Source organism: Ruminococcus sp. YE71 (assembly GCF_900119155.1).
In the GTDB taxonomy this organism is placed as follows: Bacteria; Bacillota; Clostridia; order Oscillospirales; family Ruminococcaceae; genus YE71.
Genome location: NZ_FPIR01000007.1, coordinates 1 through 16,321, shown reverse-complemented (window position 1 = coordinate 16,321; position 16,321 = coordinate 1). Strand labels below are relative to the sequence as shown.

Sequence of the window (16,321 nt, the reverse complement as noted above, 5' to 3'; positions counted from 1 at the left end):
GAACAGTCCGAAAGCGTCATGCTTTCGGACTGTTTGTTTATTTCAGGAATCCGTTGATTATCTGTTCTTCGGCTTCGGCTTCGGTGAGGCCGAGGGTCATGAGTTTGATGAGCTGTTCGCCTGCTATCTTGCCGATAGCGGCTTCGTGAACGAGCTGAGCGTCAACGTTGTTTGCTTCGAGGGCGGGGAGTGCGAGGATGCGGCCCTCGTCCATTATGATAGAGTCGCATTCGGTGTGACCTGTACAGGCGGCGTTGCCGAGGACGCAGAGGTCAAGTTTCTGGTAGGACTTGTCCCTTGCGACCGAGCGCGAGACAACGTCTGCGCTGGAGCCGTCGCCGTCGAGTGTAACGTTATACACGCTGTGAGCGAACTGTTCGCCGTGAGTCATAAGTCTTTCGCGGACTACAAGTCTTGCGCCCGCTTTCAGCTCGGCTTTGGTCTCACGCTTAGTGGAGTCAACGCCCTTTATCTGCACCATTTCCATCTCAACGGTGCTGTTTTCTTCCATATAGACCTCAGTCACGGGGTTGAGGATACGCTTGCCCGTACCTTCGCCCGAGCCGTAGTGTTTCTCGACGTACTTGACCTTTGAGCCCTTGCCGACGAAGAATCTGTGAACGCCGTCGTGTTCGCTGTCGCCAGTGCCGCAGTTGTCGATGCCGCAGCCTGCCACGATGAGCACGTCGCAGTTCTCACCAACGTAGAAGTCGTTGTACACAGTCTCCTTGTGGCCGCTCGCGCTGAGCACTACGGGGATGTGAACGCTCTCGTTCCTGGTGCCGTCCTTGATGCGGATGTCGATGCCCGAAACGTCCGATTTCGACACTATATCTATGTTTTCCGTGGTCTGTCTGCCAGCCAGCTCACCGTTCGCACGGAAATTGTACGCTCCCTCGGGAACGCTGTGGAGGTCGGCGACCTCCTGCATAAGTCTCTTCTGTATCTCGTCTAACTTTACCATTGTGACCGCCTCCTTACACGAGCTTTCTGCAAGGCTCTGCCGCAAGCTCCGAACCTGCGAGCCTCGGATATATCTCATCGCGTGTGCCCTGCTCTTTGACCTTGCCGTCAGCCAGAACGACTATCTCATCAGCGATGTTCAGAATACGCTCCTGATGCGAGATGATGATGATGGTGCGGTCGGTCTGCTCGGTGCGCATATTCTCGAAGATGCGCGTCAGGTTGCGGAAGCTCCACAGGTCGATTCCTGCCTCGGGCTCGTCGAACACGCACAGGGACGCTTTTCTCGCCAGCACAGTCGCGATCTCGATGCGCTTGAGCTCGCCGCCCGAAAGCGAAGCGGTGACTTCGCGGTCGATGTAGTCCTTCGCGCACAGACCAACCTCGGCAAGGTACTCACAGGCTTCGGAAACATTGATGCGCTTGCCTGCCGCGATGCGGAGCAGGTCGAAAACGTTCAGACCCTTGAAGCGTACAGGCTGCTGGAACGCAAACGCTATGCCGCTTTTCGCACGGTCGGTGATGGACATATCCGTGATGTCCTCGCCGTTGAGCAGTATCTTGCCCGATGAGGGCTTCTCAATGCCTGCGATTATCTTCGCGATGGTGGACTTGCCGCCGCCGTTCGGACCCGTGATGACTACAAATCTGCCGTCGGGTACCGTCAGCGAAAGATCATCAATGATCTCAGCCCCCTCGACCGCAAACGAAATATTTTTAAGCTCTAACATAAGTTACATTTCTCCTTTATCTGCCCTCCGCGCTGTTTTTTACGGGGGGAGAGTGCGGGTTTTCGCTGGGGGAAACCTTTCTGAAGAAAGGTTCTCCCCCAGACCCCCTTCCAAAGACTTTTAATGCTTTTTGGCTGTGGGTGTTTCTTCCCGACTTTGTGTTGGTCGGGAAGATTGTAGTTCTCCTGCTATATAGCTTGTATCTTGCCAAAAAGACGTTCATAAGTGCGTAACGCGCCATTTGAGCATATTTGTCAGATGGTATCTCTTGAAATGTCAAGGGACTATCTTCCCGACCGCAACAAATAAACAACATATTAAAAGTTTTAGGAATGGGGGCCGCCTTAGCTACGCACGGCAAGGGGATAACCCTTTTTCAAAAGGGTTTCCCCCAAGAAAAGCCCGCACTCTTCCCGTCAGCGAGATGCGTGGAGGATAATAAATAATATTTATATTATACACTATCTGTATAGAAAAATCAAGTGGCGGAGGGGGTTTAGGGAAAACAGTAAGAAAAAATTCACGAATAGAGGGGGCAAAAAGGGGAGAATCGGGAAAAAAAACGGGCGAACGGGACTTGACAAGGGGGCGATGATATGATATAATAATCTTTAGCATATGTCTCTGTAGCTCAGGGGATAGAGCATTCGCCTCCTAAGCGAAGGGTCGGACGTTCGAATCGTCTCAGGGACGCTTGCGGAAGCAAAAAGGGCTTTTTCGGAAGTCCTTTTTTGTTTATCTCCTTTTAATTTTGTGCTGTTAATAAGAAAGATCGGAATTTGTCCTCGGGCGGACGGCTCGATGCCCTCGCATTCTCATTTGACAAAAACCAAGGTTTGTGTAGCTTGAGGGCATTGGTGCAGGGGTCACTGCCCCTGCAAATTCCGATTTATTTCAGGAACACATTTGTAAAAAGGGAGTTTTGTTTTGATCGGAGATCAATGCCACATATCGCGATTCTGTCTATTGACATCGGCGGTATATGATGGTACAATAATATTGGAAAGAAGTGTAAAAAAAGGAGGTGTCGGCTATAGGCAAGAAACTGAAAGGCTCTATGAAATACGTAATAGACCTCGGGTTCATCGGAGTCATGCTGTGGCTGACATTCCGACTGCTTTTCAAGGGTCAGGAGCTCGGGCAGATAATCGACGACCTGACGGAAGCGCGTCCCGAGTGGATAGCCGCAGGTATTCTTGCGGTATTCTTTTTTGTCGCGGGCGAGTCGAGCATCATCTTCTACATCCTGCGGCTGTTCAAGTACAAGCGTATCAGCATGAGGAAGTGTCTGAAATACTCATTCATCGGGTTCTTTTTCAGCTACATCACGCCGTCGGCGTCAGGCGGTCAGCCTGCCCAGATGTACTACATGAGCAAGGACGGTGTAAAGCTGGGGCTTTCGTCGCTCATCATGGTTTTGATAACGATAGCCTACAAGGGTGTACTTGTGATAATGGGCTTATTGCTGATGGCGATAAACAGTTCAACGGTATTCCGATATGCGGGAAAGCTGGGATGGCTGTTATTGCTGGGGTTTGTGCTGAACATACTGTTCATCGGGGCGTTGTTATACCTTTTAAAGCGGCCTGACAAGGTACGTATCGCGGGCATCAAGATAGTTGACATACTGACAGGAAAGGGCATCATCCGCGAAGGCAAGAGCGGCAAATATTCGCAGAAGATAATGAAGATATGCGACAACTACACGCTCGGAGCGGTATATGTCAGAGAGAACCCGTCAGTAATGGTGAAAATACTTTTAATGACGGCGATACAGAGGCTTTGTTTATTTTCGGTAACGTGGATAGTTTACAAGGCTTACGACCTGAGCGGGGTAAGTTATTTTAACATACTGACGTTACAGGTGATGATAGGTGTTGCTGTTGAGATGTTACCTTTACCTGGAGCGGCGGGAATAACGGAAGGTTGTTTCATTCTCTCGTTCGGGAGGATATTCGGCAAGGAGTTAGTCAAGCCTGCGTTATTGATAAGTCGAGGGTTAAGTTTTTACTTACTGTTGATCGTTGGCGGAATCGTAACGCTTGCGGCGCATATAATAGTAATGCGAAAAGACAAAAAAGAGCTTGAAAAAATAGAAAAGAACAGTAATCAGTAAGCTGATTTTTTTATCCCGAAAGCGGACAATGCTTTCGGGATTTTTGTATAAAGGCAAACGTCCCGTCTGCGCGGTTCGGGATATTGACTTTTTCAGATGGCTGTGGTATAATAAAGTGATAATCTATCGGCATTCGCTGATCATTTTCGGAGGAATATATTATGGCTGATAATAAAAAGAAAAAATATAAAAAACGTAAGCCTTCAGGCGGCGCTCCTAAACCTGCCGCTGAAAAAATTACACAGTCTCAACCCGATGAGATCGAACCCCTCCATAGACAACAGCCTGTGAAGGCTCCTCGCCCTCAGAGCGATAAACCTCTCTATATGCGCATTATTATGCTCGCGATCGCCGCTGTTATGATACTCGGTATCGTTATCAGCGCCGCCGCAGGCAGTACCAGCGGGTTCTTCTGATGGTGCATATCGGTAATGGCTGGGATCAACGGCTCGCAGATGTCTTCGCTTCCGAACACTACCTTAAACTTCGCGAATTCCTTAAAAAGGAATATGACTCCTATACCGTTTATCCCTCAATGTATGATATTTTTAACGCCCTGAAATATACCGATTACGATGACGTTAAGGCCGTTATCATCGGTCAGGACCCCTACCATGGCGAGGGTCAGGCTCACGGTCTTTGCTTCTCGGTCAAAAAAGGCGTTCAGCCGCCGCCGAGCCTGCAAAATATCTTTAAGGAACTTAACGCCGACCTCGGTATCCCCGCCCCTCAGCACGGCGAACTTACCGCCTGGGCAAAACAGGGCGTGCTGCTGCTCAACAGTGTGCTGACTGTAAGAGCGGGTCAGGCGAACTCTCATAAGGGCAAGGGCTGGGAACAGATCACCGATGAGATCATTCGCCGCCTTAACGAGCGTGAACAGCCGACTGCGTTCATTTTGTGGGGAGGTAACGCACGGCAGAAAGCACCGCTCATCACAGAGCCGAGACACGCAATATTTACCGCCGCACATCCGTCGCCACTCTCGGCTTATAACGGCTTTTTCGGATGCAGACATTTCAGCGGCGTGAACAACTTCCTCACAGCCAACGGCATAGAGCCTATCGACTGGAGACTTGACACCTGATCGGGAGGTCGCTATGAGGGTCAGACTACAGAAAGAAAAAGAACACATCGACCTGCTTGCAAATGCGGCAGGACATTTCAAGACTATAACCCGTCACCGCCATATGGTGATGCGGCACTGTTTCAGGGCTGGGATAGGCTTTCAGGGGCTGTTCCATGACCTGTCGAAGTATATGCCGTCGGAGTTCGTCTACGGGGTGCTCAATTATCAGGGCACGCGCTCCCCGAATGAAGGCGAACGTGACAGATACGGCTTTTCGCACGCGTGGATGCATCATAAGGGCAGAAACAAGCATCATTTCGAGTACTGGACGGACTATGATCCGAAGACGAGACTGATGACGCCCGTGAAGATGCCGCTCAATTATGTCAAGGAGATGTTCTGTGACAGAGTAGCGGCGGGAAAGATATATAATGGTGTGAATTATACCGATTCGGATCCGCTGGAGTATTTTATGAGGGCAAAGGGCGTGAGGGCTATACACCCCGACACCTCGCGGCTGATAGAGCGCCTGCTCAGGATGCTCGCTGAAAAGGGCGAGGACTATACCTTTGCGTATATCCGCAGGCTGAAAAGGTACTGAAAACAGTCTCTTTAATACAGACCGGAATAGAGGTGAGATCAATGAAAAAAGGCGTTGTGCTGATACATCGCATATTGTTTTCAGTAAATGTTGTCACGCTTGCGGCAAGCCTTGTCTTTTTTCTGATAAAATGGAACGACCTTCCTGCTGAGATCGGGATGCATTTTGACGGGGACGGCAATTTCAATGAATTCGCTTCCAAAATTTACGGCTTTTACCCTCAGGTGTTCGGATGGCTGATGACAGCCGGTATTGCACTTGCGGATCATGTCATCAAAAAGAAAGACTCGGGGCTGAAAATAAGCGAAAAGGGTGAAATGCTGTTCAGGTCTGAATTGCTGCTCACCCTTGATATATTGCTGTTCATACCGACAGTTATTTTTTCAGACTGGACATACAGCGTAGCCGTGCAGCAGCCTTTGAATGCGGCTCTGGTACGCAGCACCATGAACATCGATCTGACAATAATACTCATCAGTATCATAATACAGATAATGACCTGCCTGAAGCACAGGATCAGAAATGATGATACCCCCGGCTCAAACCTTTTTCACAGGGTAAGCCGTCTGACCGCATGGCTGCTGGCAGCCGGTACTGTTGCTGCGCTTGCTGAAAGCTGGGACAGGCATCCCTGCGACGAAAAGCTCTATTATGACCCCGACTATAACGGTCTGGCTTACTTTGCGAATTTCGGCAGCTATCTGGACAAACGGCTTTTGCTCATACCGCACGCTTTGATGATAATCCTGCTTACTGTTACAGAGATCATCTCTGTGAAGGCAGGCAAAAAGCATAATGACCGGCTCGTTTCACTGACGGACAAATTAAAGCTGATATTCGGGCTTTTCTTTTTCTGGTGGAATACGCAGTTGGATATGGAAATAAGCATAGGCATGATCTCAGCCGGCTTGTTTGTATTGCTTTGTACGGTATCATTTGTAACGTATGCAATCAAAAAGAAGGCAGAGAAGAAATAAGATCCTCAAAAAAATGCAGAAATTTTCTTATTGTCCCACATCAGGGACAATTGTTGTGGTATAATATAATCAAGGAAAAAAACAACACTCCTTGAAAGGCAGGTACAGAAAATGGCAATAGACAAGAAGAAAAAAGACGGCGTAAGACCCGTGGTAAAGATCACCGATGCGGATGAGAAGAAAAAAGCTCTCGACACCGCGATACAGTATATTGAGAAGAAGTTCGGAAAGGGCGCTATCATGAAGCTCGGCGCGAACGAAAAGCTCGATATCGAGGCGATACCTACAGGTTCTATGACCCTCGACCTTGCGCTCGGTATAGGCGGTATCCCGAGAGGACGTATCATTGAACTGTACGGTCCCGAATCTTCGGGTAAGACTACCGTTGCGCTCCACTGCATAGCAGAGACACAGAAACTCGGCGGCGAGGTGGCGTTCATCGACGTTGAGCACGCCCTCGACCCCAACTACGCAAAAAAACTCGGCGTGGATATCGACAGTATGCTCGTTTCACAGCCCGACAGCGGCGAACAGGCTCTCGAAATAGCTGAGGCACTGGCTCGCTCGGGCGCTATCGACTGCATCGTTATCGACTCGGTAGCCGCGATGGTCACCAAAGCCGAGATAGACGGCGAAATGGGCGATACTCACGTTGGTCAGCTCGCAAGACTGATGTCGCAGGCGATGAGAAAACTTACTTCCGTGCTCGCAAAATCCAACTGCGCGGCTATCTTCATCAACCAGATACGCGAGAAGATCGGCGTAATGTACGGCAACCCCGAGACTACCCCCGGCGGAAGAGCTCTTAAATTCTACGCGTCGGTGAGAATGGACGTCCGCAAGGGCGAGGCTATCAAGGACGGAAGCGAGATAGTCGGCAACCGCACAAGAGTAAAGATAGTCAAGAATAAGGTCGCTCCCCCGTTCAAGGAGTGCGAGTTCGACATCATGTACGGCGAGGGTATCTGCCGCACGGGCGAGGTGCTCGACCTTGCAGTCGATCTCGACATCGCAAAGAAGGGCGGCGCATGGTTCAGCTACGGCGATATGAAGCTCGGTCAGGGCAGAGACAACGCCAAGCAGTTCCTTAAAGAACATCCCGACATCATGAAGGAGTTCGAGGATCAGATACTCGAAAAGCTCAGACTTCAGGACGCGGACAGCGTGGCTGCCCCCGCAAAGAAGAAGTCGAAGCTCGAAGAAAAGGCGGAAGCCGCGGCGGCTATGCAGGATAACGATTCCTTCACGCCTGCTTCGGGTATCGACCTTGAAGTGAGCGGCGACGACGACTTCGAGGAGTTCGCACCCGTGGACATCTCGAAGCTGGGCGAATGATATGCCGACCATCGAAAGCATAGAAAAGTTTAAAGGCAGGACAATGAAGCTCACCCTCTCACAGGGTGAGCCTGTCTGTATGAACGCGGATATAATCTCGCGCTACGGTCTGAAGGGCGGCATGACCGTCCCCGAGAGCGCGTGGGCGGAGATAGTTCACGCGGACGTGTTCAGGCGTGCGAGAGAACGGGCGATGTACCTGCTGGACTACAGGGGCTACTCGTATGCCGAGCTGGTGAAGAAGCTGATGGACAACTATGACGAGGACATCTGCTTCGAGGTGGCGGACAAGCTGGCGGAGCTGGGATTTCTGAACGACCGCCGATATGCGGAAGCGCTGGCGGTGCGGCTGTGCGAGACAAAGCTGCTTGGGGCATACCGTGCGCTGCCGTATATGCGTGAGAAGGGGATACCGATGAGGCTCATCAAGGAAGCGCTGGAGCCGTATGAGGAGACAGCGTCGGAGCGGGCGGCGGAGCTTGTACGGAAGAAGTACATGAAGTATTATGACCCCGAGGACAGGGCGATGATGCAGAAGCTGAAAAATGCGCTTGCGCGTCAAGGATATAGTTTTTCGGAGATAAAGCAGGCGATAGAACTTCTCGGAGAAGAACCCGACCTGTAATATCGCACACCGTCCCGTTTACGCCAGAGTATCAAAAAGTTTAGGAGGGAGGGAGACCACCGCCTTAGCTCTGCACTCTCCCCCAAAAAACAGGACAATACAATTCTTACAAAACAGCTGAAAATACCGTAACCGACGGTATTCTATATAGGAAAGTAAAGAGGTACAGAAGAGTGAAAAAAACAGCGAAAAGATTTATTGCGGGAATGTCGGCGGCGGCGCTGATGTCCTGCAACGCGGTAACGGCGTTTGCAGGTCAGCAGCTCGGTCAGACGAATTTCGACGACGGCGCAGGACTTCCGTGGCATATCTGCGAGAGCGACCCCGGAGAGATGGAGTTCGAGATCGACAACGGCGTGTATAAGATCACCATCGTCAACCCGGGCGGAGCTTCGGCAGGCGGCGAGGACAGATGGGACTGCCAGTTCAGACACCGCGGTCTCAAGATCGTGGCGGGACATCAGTATCAGGTCAGCTACGACATCACCGCGTCAAACAGCGGAAAGTACTACACCAAGATCGGCAACCTCGAAGGCAACGTTGAGGTGTGGCACAATATGTCCAACGGCTACGACCTCGACGCGACATGGGATCCGCTGACTATCAGCGCAGGCGAGACCAAACACGTTGACCTGACTTTCACGGCGGGTCAGACCATCGAGGTCGCGGAGTGGGCGTTCCACCTCGGCGGAGACGGTCAGTATACCCCCGGCGGATGCTTCACCGCAGGTACCGTCATCACCTTCGACAATATGTCGCTTATCGACCTGACGAGCGACGAGAACGACTACGTTCACGCCGAGCCGTGGAAGAGAGCCGATATCCTCACAAATCAGGTGGGCTACTTCGCGGAGCGCGAGAAAAAGGCTACCCTGCTCTGCACCGATAAGTCCTCGGTCAAGTTCGACCTTGTGAACGACTCGGGCGAGAAGGTCTGGTCGGGCAAGAGCGAATACTTCGGCTTCGACGAGGACTCGGGCGATACCGTCCACACCCTCGATTTCTCGGAGCTGAAGGAAAGCGGCACTTACCACATCGAAGCCGAAAACGGCGCGGTCAGCCGCGATTTCAAGGTCTTCGCAAAGGATGAGGTCAGCGACTATTCGGCGCTGCTGTACGATGCGCTTAACTACTTCTACCAGAACCGAAGCGGTATCGAGATAAAGAGCGATTACATCACCTCGGGCGACAAGAACGCCCTCGCAAGAGCGGCAGGTCATACCTCTGACATGGCGGAGGTCGAGCATACGTGGGGCTACAGCGGCACCTCGGGCTCGGTCGATGTCACGGGCGGCTGGTACGACGCTGGCGACCACGGAAAATACACCGTCAACGGCGGTCTTTCTCTGTGGATGCTCCAGAATCTCTACGAATACGCGGCGGCAAACGGCTGTGAGAAGATATTCGCGGACGGCTCCATGAGCCTGCCCGAGAACGCAAACGGCTTCCCCGACCTGCTGGACGAGGCTCGCTTCGAGATGGAGTGGATGCTGAAAATGCAGATAAGCGGCGGCGATTACGACGGCATGGCTTACCACAAGGCTCACGACGAAAAGTGGACGGGTCTCGGCGTTGCGCCTGCCGACGACGACAAGAAGCGCATCATCAAGCCCCCCACAACTGCGGCGACCCTCAACCTTGCGGCGTGCGCGGCTCAGGCGTCGAGACTGTGGAAGGAGCTCGACCCCGACTTCTCCAAGACCTGCCTTGAAGCCGCTGAAAAGGCTTACAAGGCGGCGCAGAAGCACGACAATATGTTCGCACCTCTCGACGAGGCGGTGGGCGGCGGCGCTTACGGCGATACCGACGTGACCGACGAATTCTACTGGGCGGCTGAGGAGCTGTTCATCACAACGGGCGACAAGGATTACCTCTCCGACGCGAAGAAGTCGGACTTCTATATGAACGTTCCCACTTCCCTCGGAAGCGGCGAGAGCGTTGATTCGGTGGGTACTTTCGACTGGGGCAACACCGCCGCTCTCGGTACCTTCAGCGCACTTATCAACAAGAGCGAGGACTCGGACAAGGCGAAGGAAAGCCTGAAAAAAGCCGCCGAGTACTACCTCGGGCTCGAAGAACAGCAGGGCTACGGTCTGCCCTACGCACAGAGCACCCTCAGCTATAACGACAGCGACAAGGGCTATCAGTGGGGTTCAAACTCCTTCGTTGGCGACAACGCCATAGTGCTCGCCTACGCGGCAGGCTACGCAGGCGGCGACGCCGACAAGTACACCGACGGCGCACTCTCGGGCATGGACTACCTGCTCGGCCGCAACGCGATGGACTACAGCTACGTCACAGGCTACGGCACCCACACCACCGAGTACCCTCATCACCGCTTCTGGTCGAAGCAGATAGACGACAGCTTCCCGAAGGCGCCCTGCGGCGTTATGGCAGGCGGCCCGAACAGCGGTATGCAGGACCCGTGGGTGAAGGGCTCGGGCTGGAAAAAGGGCGAGATACCCGCGCAGAAATGCTATCTTGACCATATCGAGGCATGGTGCGTCAACGAATGCACCATCAACTGGAACGCGACGCTGGCATGGCTGACCGCGTTCACCGCGCTCAACGCCGAGATAAAGCCCGGTGAGGGCGGCGCGGCTATCGGCAACGAAAATGAAGGCGGCGGCGGTCAGTCGAACGAGAACACTACCTACGACGAGAAAAAATCCGACCCCTCCGAGAAAAAACACTCCACCGAAAAACTCGTCAAAGAACAGTCCTCCGACTCCGACAAGGACAGCGGCGGCGTGAACAAGACCGTCCTCGCAATAGTAATAGCCGCAGGTGCCATAATCGCCCTCATCTCCATAGAAGTGTTCGTCTTCAAACTGATAAAACTCAAAAACGAGAAATAAATCCGCTTTGTGAGTGCGGGATTTATTTGGGGAGATAGTGGTTCTTCTGCTATTTTGCTTGTCCCTTGCCAAAAAGACGGACGATAGTGGTCAACGCACCATTTGAGCGTATTTATCAGTCGGCATCACATGAAATGGTGATAGTCAATCTCCCAAACCACAACAAACGAAAGACAATATTAAAAGTCTTTGGAAAGGGGTCTGGGGGAGAACCTTTCTTCAGAAAGGTTTCCCCCAGCAAAACCCTCACTCATGAAAAGTAAGGAGCGCCAACCTATGGGATGTGTGAAGAACAGCGCGAAACTCACTGTTAAGCTCGGGTTTGCAGGGCTTGGATGGCTGGGTGGGATCTTCGCGGTCTTGTTTGTTGGCACAGTTCCGTCAATTTGTATTTTTACCGCAGTGACGTTTGTCTCTGCGGTTTTTCTTTTGCGCGGTGCGAAGTACAGCAGGTACGCAGTGCTTGTGTCGGCGGCGGCGCTGGCGGGTGCGGTCTGCGTGTCGGGTTACGGGAAGTTCACCGCCGACAGGCTGAGGGCGCTTTCGGGCAGCGAGGTCACTGTGGAAGGCGTGGTCACCGATGCGGTTCAGGTGAGCGGCAGGAAAGACCGCCTGACTGTGAAAGGCAGGCTTGAGGACGGCACACGCCTTCGGACGACCGTCTGGTCGGAGAACTGCACGGTCGGGGTCGGCGACAGGGTGCGTGCGGTTTTCACCGCCGCTGTCCCCGAGAACACCGCACTCTACGACGGCGAGGACAGAGCCGCTTCGCAGGGGATATTCATTCAGTCGCTGGGTACGGCGGAGGTCACGCGGCTTGGGGTCGGGAGCTATCCCCTGCGGCTCATCGGCAGACTGCGGCGGTACACCATCGCGAGCATCCGCAGGCGGTGCGGCGGGCAGGCAGGGGCGTTTCTCATCAGCATCCTCTGCTCCGACCGCTCGTACCTCGATGCCGACACCACCGACGCCGTCTACCGCTCGGGACTGGGACACATTTTCGCGGTGTCGGGCACCCACATCGTTATCCTCAGCGCGTTCATCATGCGTCTGCTGACGGTGTTCGTCCGCCCGAAGAAACTGCGCTCTGCCGTCATGATCGCGATACTCGCCGCCTTTGCGGTGTTCGCAGGGGGCTCACCGTCGGTGGTGCGAGCCTGCATCATCAGCGGTTTCGGGTACACGGCGGTGTTTTTCGGAAGGCGGAGCCACGCGCCGAATTCCCTCGGGGCGGCGGCGGTCATCATCACCCTCGGCTGTCCGTATGCGGTCACGTCGGCTTCGTTCCTGCTGTCCTTCTCGGCGGCGCTGGCGGCGAACGCCATCCTGCCCGCCCTCACCGAGCGCGAGGAGAGGGGCGGTGTGAAGAGCCTTGCGGTTGCCTGCTTCACCATCTTCACGGTGACATTTCCGTTTGCGGCGATGTTTTTCAGCGAGATACCGCTGTTCTTCGCCGCCGCGAATCTGCTCCTGCTGCCCGTCTGCACCGTGTGTCTGAGCTGTGCCTTCCTGTTCATGCTGAGCGGCTGTCTGCTGACCCCTGCGGTCTACGCCGCCGAGCTGCTCGCAGGAGCGGTCATCCGTCTGTGCGGAATCCTCACGCGGATACCGCTGACCTACACGGGGGTCTCGCATCGTCCGCAGTTCGTGATGCTGGGAGCGGCAGGTGCGGCGGTCGTCATCCTCGCGGCTGTGCTCGGCAAAGAAAAACGCCGCTCGGCAGCGGTCTGCGTGTCGGCGGCACTTGTGATATGCGCGTCAGCGTCGGTGCTTTCGCTGGTCAGACCTGCCGACTCGGTGACGATCATCCCCGACTCCCGCGGCTACACGGCTGAGGTGGTCGCCGACGGCAGACTGCTGGTATTCGACATCGGGAGCGGCGGAAGAGCGAGGTATCACGCCCGACAGACCGCCAAGCAGAACAACATCCGCAGGGTCAGCCTGTTCGTCCTCGGGAATGCCCAGACGACGCGGCTCAGATACCTGAAAACCCTCCCCTCCCTCGGGTCGGTCTATGCGCCCGATGGCAGCGGCGGCGTACTGCCGATGCCGAATGGGACCGCCGTGACCGCGGAAAAGGTGCGGGTCACCTGCGGCGACGGTTACAGCGTCGAGCTTCGCGGACACAGTCTGCGGCTCGAAAAGGACAGCGTCACCATCGACGGGGAAGTGTACCGCGCCGACGGGTTTACTGGCATTTCACGGGTCGCCCTCGGGTGACTACAGCAGCAGGTACCCCAGCCCCAGCAGCAGCTTCATGTCCGCGCCGTTCTTGTAGAGGATGTAGATGAGCAGACCCAGCAGCGCCTTTTCCTCGTCAAGGCCGATGCCGACAAGCTCGCTCAGCAGGTCGGCGGCAGGCGGTTTTTCGGGCTCGGGCTCGGGGGGCGGCTCGGTATAGCTCTGCGCCCTGCGCTGCATCTCCATGACGCGGCGCACCGCTTCCTCCTGCATCGAACGAAATCCCTCATCCATCCTCTCACCACCTTGTTCCTTTCTCGGAGTTTACAGCATTTCCAGCAGTCCCGACTCCTTTATCGCAGGGTACGCCGACATCAGCCTGAATATCTTCACCACGCGGTCGAGTTTCAGCTGGGTCTCGCTTTTCAGCAGCGGCCGCAGAGAGGTCAGCAGTACGATGTACGGGTCGTTTGAACCGCTCGAACTCAGCACCTGCGAAACCTGCATCAGCTTCTGCATATCGGGGAGCGCTTTTCCGTCGGGGAGCTTCGGTTCGGGCGGCGGCGTCTCGGGTTCGGATGAACCGAGCGAGGAGAGCAGACCGTTTATCTTCTGCGCCGTTTCGGGGTCGGAAAGCGCCCCCTGAAGCATGGTCATTATGTCATCCATGTCATTTTCCGCCGAACTTTTTCATCAGCGCCTGTGCGTTGGGGTCGTTTCTGAGCCGCTCTGCCGTTTTCGGGTCGGAGAGAGCGTCGGCGGCGGCGCGAAGCCTCGGGTCTGCGGACGAACGCAGGCTTTTTTCAAGGGTGCCGCTCTCGATACGGGCTTTCAGCTGTTCGGGACTGCACCCTAATTTTGCCGCCGCAGCTTTGAAAAGTGCGTCCGCGGCAGGCCCTTTCGGGGGCGAATTTTTGTCGGTTCTGTTGTTCATAAAAATTTCTCCTTTAATTGAAAAATGGGGACTTTACTTTATTGTCATACTGTGATATGATAATATAATAAATAGTTATAGGCAGAACAATAGGGGGAAGTTCATATGCGCTTGATTGTTTTCTCCGATACTCACGGGGATTTTCATGCTGCAAGAGAGATTATTGAAAGAAATCAGCAGGTCTATACCTTCCTGTTTCTCGGCGACGGCGAGAAGGATATCGATAAGCTCAGGATAGTTTATCCCGAAAAGCAGATACTTAACGTTGCGGGCAACTGCGACTACAATTCCTTTACGCCCGATTCCGACCTCTACAACGCGGGCAAGGTGAAGGTCTTCTATACTCACGGACACCGTTTCCACGTCCGCAGCGACCTCGATGAACTTATCGAGAAGGGAAAGTCGCTGGGAGCGCAGGTGATACTGTTCGGGCATACTCATGAACGTTTTTATCAGTACCGAAACGGCATTCATATCCTGAATCCGGGCTCGGCAGCGATGCCGAGGGACGGTCTGCCGCCCTGCTATGCGTTCGTGGACATCACGCCCAGCGGTATACTCTGCTGCCACGTAGACCTTACGGACTACTAATAGTTTATTCATGCCGTGAGCGAAAAGTTCACGGCATTTTGTCAAAGAAAGGCAGAAAATATGACCGATAAGAGCAATATCAGCGGTCTGCTCCGCCAGTGCAGGCTCAACGCAGGGCTGACACAGCAGCAGGCTGCCGAAAAAGCAGGGCTGACCCAATCGAACCTCTCGATGATCGAGAACGGCAAAAGGCGCGTCTCTGCCGAATCCGCGGCGGAGCTGCTGGGGATATACGGCGTCGGGCTGTCGCTGGGGGCGGCTGAGGAAAGGGACGCGGACGGCGAACTCGTCGGGCTGTTTGAACTTATCTCGCAGCTGGCTGAGTCGGGCGGCGACGCGCTTGCGGAAACGGTCAGGACGCATCTCCTGCTGAGCGGTTACCTGCTGATGCGCTCGCTCTACCTTTCGGATACGCACAACTCCGACAGCCTGTTCGGACTGACGGACGAGGACGCGCAAAAGCTCGCACAGCTTCTCGCTGACAGGCTCGCACACACCGAACACAGCGGCAGGATAGAACCTCGCCTGAGCTCAGTCCCCGATTTCCGAAAAACCATCGCCCGCTGCGAATCCCTCGCACGGCAACTGCTCACCAACCAAACCCCGTGAACGTTTACGCGCTCACGGGGTTTTTGTGTGTGCTGACGGGGTGTTTTTCTTGGGGGAAACCCTTTTGAAAAAGGGTTATCCCCCAAACCCCTTTCCTAAAACTTTTAATACTTTTTGGCTTGTGGTGTTTCTTTCTTAATTTGTGTGGGTCGGGAAGTTTGGCGCTCTTCTCTTCAATTGTTTGTCCTTGCCAAAAAGACGTTCGTGAGAGTGTAACGCATCATTGAGCGTATTTTTCAGATGGTCACTCATGAAACGGTGAGAGTCTATCTTCCCGAACACAGCAAACTGCCAACATATTAAAAGTCTTTGGAATGGAAGCCGCCTTAGTTAATTCCCAAAAAGGCAAAAAAACGGTGCCCGCGGATATTCTCCGCAGGCACCGTCAGGACTTTGTCAGTCAGGTGCTGTTGTGCGCTTTACTTTTCGTCCTTGTCGTCGTCCGACTTTTTGCGAACCATCACGAGTGCAGCTGCTGTGAGCAGGACAACCACCGATGCCGCCGAGCTTGCGCCCGTGTTGGGGTTATCTGTTCCGCCGCCGCTTGTGCCTGTACCCGTACCTGTGCTTGTGGAAGTAGTGGTAGTCGAGTTGGTCGTGGAGCTGGTCGTGCTGGTGGTACTCGAAGTGTTCGAGGAATCGCCGTCAGTGCCCGAGCCTGTCGAGCTGGTCTCGGAGTCGGTCTTGCTGTCGGTCTGCGAGCTGCTGTCCGAATCAGAAGAACTGTCGGA

General features: G+C 54.1%; 17 protein-coding genes and 1 tRNA gene. 12 read left to right on the top strand and 6 right to left on the bottom strand.

Going from position 1 to position 16,321, the window contains the following annotated elements:
* Positions 1 to 37: 37 nt before the first annotated feature.
* Together BT142_RS08075 and BT142_RS08070 are read right to left on the bottom strand one after the other, a co-directional pair.
* Positions 38 to 964, bottom strand: a complete 927-nt coding sequence (locus tag BT142_RS08075) for a SufB/SufD family protein (protein WP_072417697.1) — start codon at positions 962 to 964, stop codon at positions 38 to 40.
* Between the two features lie 13 nt (positions 965 to 977).
* Positions 978 to 1,694 carry an ABC transporter ATP-binding protein gene (locus tag BT142_RS08070; RefSeq protein ID WP_072417696.1) on the bottom strand — a complete coding sequence of 239 codons (717 nt, stop codon included), beginning with the start codon at positions 1,692 to 1,694 and terminating at the stop codon, positions 978 to 980.
* Positions 1,695 to 2,314: 620 nt separating this feature from the next.
* Between BT142_RS08070 and BT142_RS08065 the strand changes: the two genes are divergently transcribed.
* From BT142_RS08065 to BT142_RS08020, 10 genes are all read left to right on the top strand, one after another.
* Positions 2,315 to 2,387, top strand: a tRNA-Arg gene (locus BT142_RS08065).
* Between the two features lie 364 nt (positions 2,388 to 2,751).
* Entirely contained in the window at positions 2,752 to 3,810 is a 1,059-nt protein-coding gene (locus tag BT142_RS08060) for a lysylphosphatidylglycerol synthase transmembrane domain-containing protein (protein WP_072417695.1), read from the top strand.
* Positions 3,811 to 3,971: 161 nt separating this feature from the next.
* The gene (locus BT142_RS08055) at positions 3,972 to 4,226 is read left to right on the top strand and encodes a hypothetical protein (RefSeq protein WP_072417694.1); all 255 of its coding nucleotides are present in this window, start codon (positions 3,972 to 3,974) and stop codon (positions 4,224 to 4,226) included.
* Complete coding sequence (locus BT142_RS08050; protein WP_072417693.1) at positions 4,226 to 4,897, top strand: uracil-DNA glycosylase; 672 nt, start codon at positions 4,226 to 4,228, stop codon at positions 4,895 to 4,897. The genes BT142_RS08055 and BT142_RS08050 overlap by 1 nt, the downstream gene beginning before the upstream one ends.
* Before the next feature lie 13 nt (positions 4,898 to 4,910).
* On the top strand, positions 4,911 to 5,480 hold the full coding sequence (locus BT142_RS08045) for a DUF5662 family protein (protein WP_072417692.1): 570 nt from the start codon (positions 4,911 to 4,913) through the stop codon (positions 5,478 to 5,480).
* Between the two features lie 41 nt (positions 5,481 to 5,521).
* Positions 5,522 to 6,457: a DUF1648 domain-containing protein gene (locus BT142_RS08040; protein ID WP_072417691.1), complete on the top strand. Its 936-nt coding sequence runs from the start codon at positions 5,522 to 5,524 to the stop codon at positions 6,455 to 6,457.
* Between the two features lie 111 nt (positions 6,458 to 6,568).
* A complete protein-coding gene (gene recA / locus BT142_RS08035; RefSeq protein WP_072417690.1) occupies positions 6,569 to 7,792 on the top strand; it encodes a recombinase RecA in 1,224 nt (407 codons plus the stop codon).
* Position 7,793: 1 nt separating this feature from the next.
* The gene (locus BT142_RS08030; RefSeq protein ID WP_072417689.1) at positions 7,794 to 8,417 is read left to right on the top strand and encodes a regulatory protein RecX; all 624 of its coding nucleotides are present in this window, start codon (positions 7,794 to 7,796) and stop codon (positions 8,415 to 8,417) included.
* A 173-nt stretch (positions 8,418 to 8,590) separates the two neighbouring features.
* Positions 8,591 to 11,275, top strand: a complete 2,685-nt coding sequence (locus tag BT142_RS08025) for a glycoside hydrolase family 9 protein (RefSeq protein ID WP_242871943.1) — start codon at positions 8,591 to 8,593, stop codon at positions 11,273 to 11,275.
* 252 nt (positions 11,276 to 11,527) lie between these two features.
* Positions 11,528 to 13,495 (top strand): ComEC/Rec2 family competence protein, encoded by a 1,968-nt coding sequence (locus BT142_RS08020; RefSeq protein ID WP_084659388.1) that lies wholly within the window; start codon positions 11,528 to 11,530, stop codon positions 13,493 to 13,495.
* Here BT142_RS08020 and BT142_RS08015 read toward each other — a convergent pair whose 3' ends face one another.
* From BT142_RS08015 to BT142_RS08005, 3 genes are read right to left on the bottom strand one after another with little or no spacing between them, the layout of a single operon-like run.
* Positions 13,496 to 13,750: a hypothetical protein gene (locus BT142_RS08015; protein WP_072417687.1), complete on the bottom strand. Its 255-nt coding sequence runs from the start codon at positions 13,748 to 13,750 to the stop codon at positions 13,496 to 13,498.
* A 30-nt stretch (positions 13,751 to 13,780) separates the two neighbouring features.
* Positions 13,781 to 14,125 (bottom strand): hypothetical protein, encoded by a 345-nt coding sequence (locus BT142_RS08010; RefSeq protein WP_072417686.1) that lies wholly within the window; start codon positions 14,123 to 14,125, stop codon positions 13,781 to 13,783.
* Position 14,126: 1 nt separating this feature from the next.
* Positions 14,127 to 14,390, bottom strand: a complete 264-nt coding sequence (locus tag BT142_RS08005; RefSeq protein WP_084659387.1) for a hypothetical protein — start codon at positions 14,388 to 14,390, stop codon at positions 14,127 to 14,129.
* Positions 14,391 to 14,495: 105 nt separating this feature from the next.
* On the opposite strand from BT142_RS08005, the gene BT142_RS08000 reads away from it, so the two are divergent.
* Both BT142_RS08000 and BT142_RS07995 read left to right on the top strand, forming a co-directional pair.
* A complete protein-coding gene (locus BT142_RS08000) occupies positions 14,496 to 14,981 on the top strand; it encodes a metallophosphoesterase family protein (RefSeq protein ID WP_072417685.1) in 486 nt (161 codons plus the stop codon).
* Positions 14,982 to 15,041: 60 nt separating this feature from the next.
* Positions 15,042 to 15,590 carry a helix-turn-helix domain-containing protein gene (locus BT142_RS07995; protein ID WP_072417684.1) on the top strand — a complete coding sequence of 183 codons (549 nt, stop codon included), beginning with the start codon at positions 15,042 to 15,044 and terminating at the stop codon, positions 15,588 to 15,590.
* A 419-nt stretch (positions 15,591 to 16,009) separates the two neighbouring features.
* Here the strand turns inward: BT142_RS07995 and BT142_RS19045 are convergent.
* Positions 16,010 to 16,321, bottom strand: a 312-nt coding sequence (locus BT142_RS19045; protein ID WP_175545489.1) for a hypothetical protein, incomplete at its 5' end; no start/stop codon positions are given.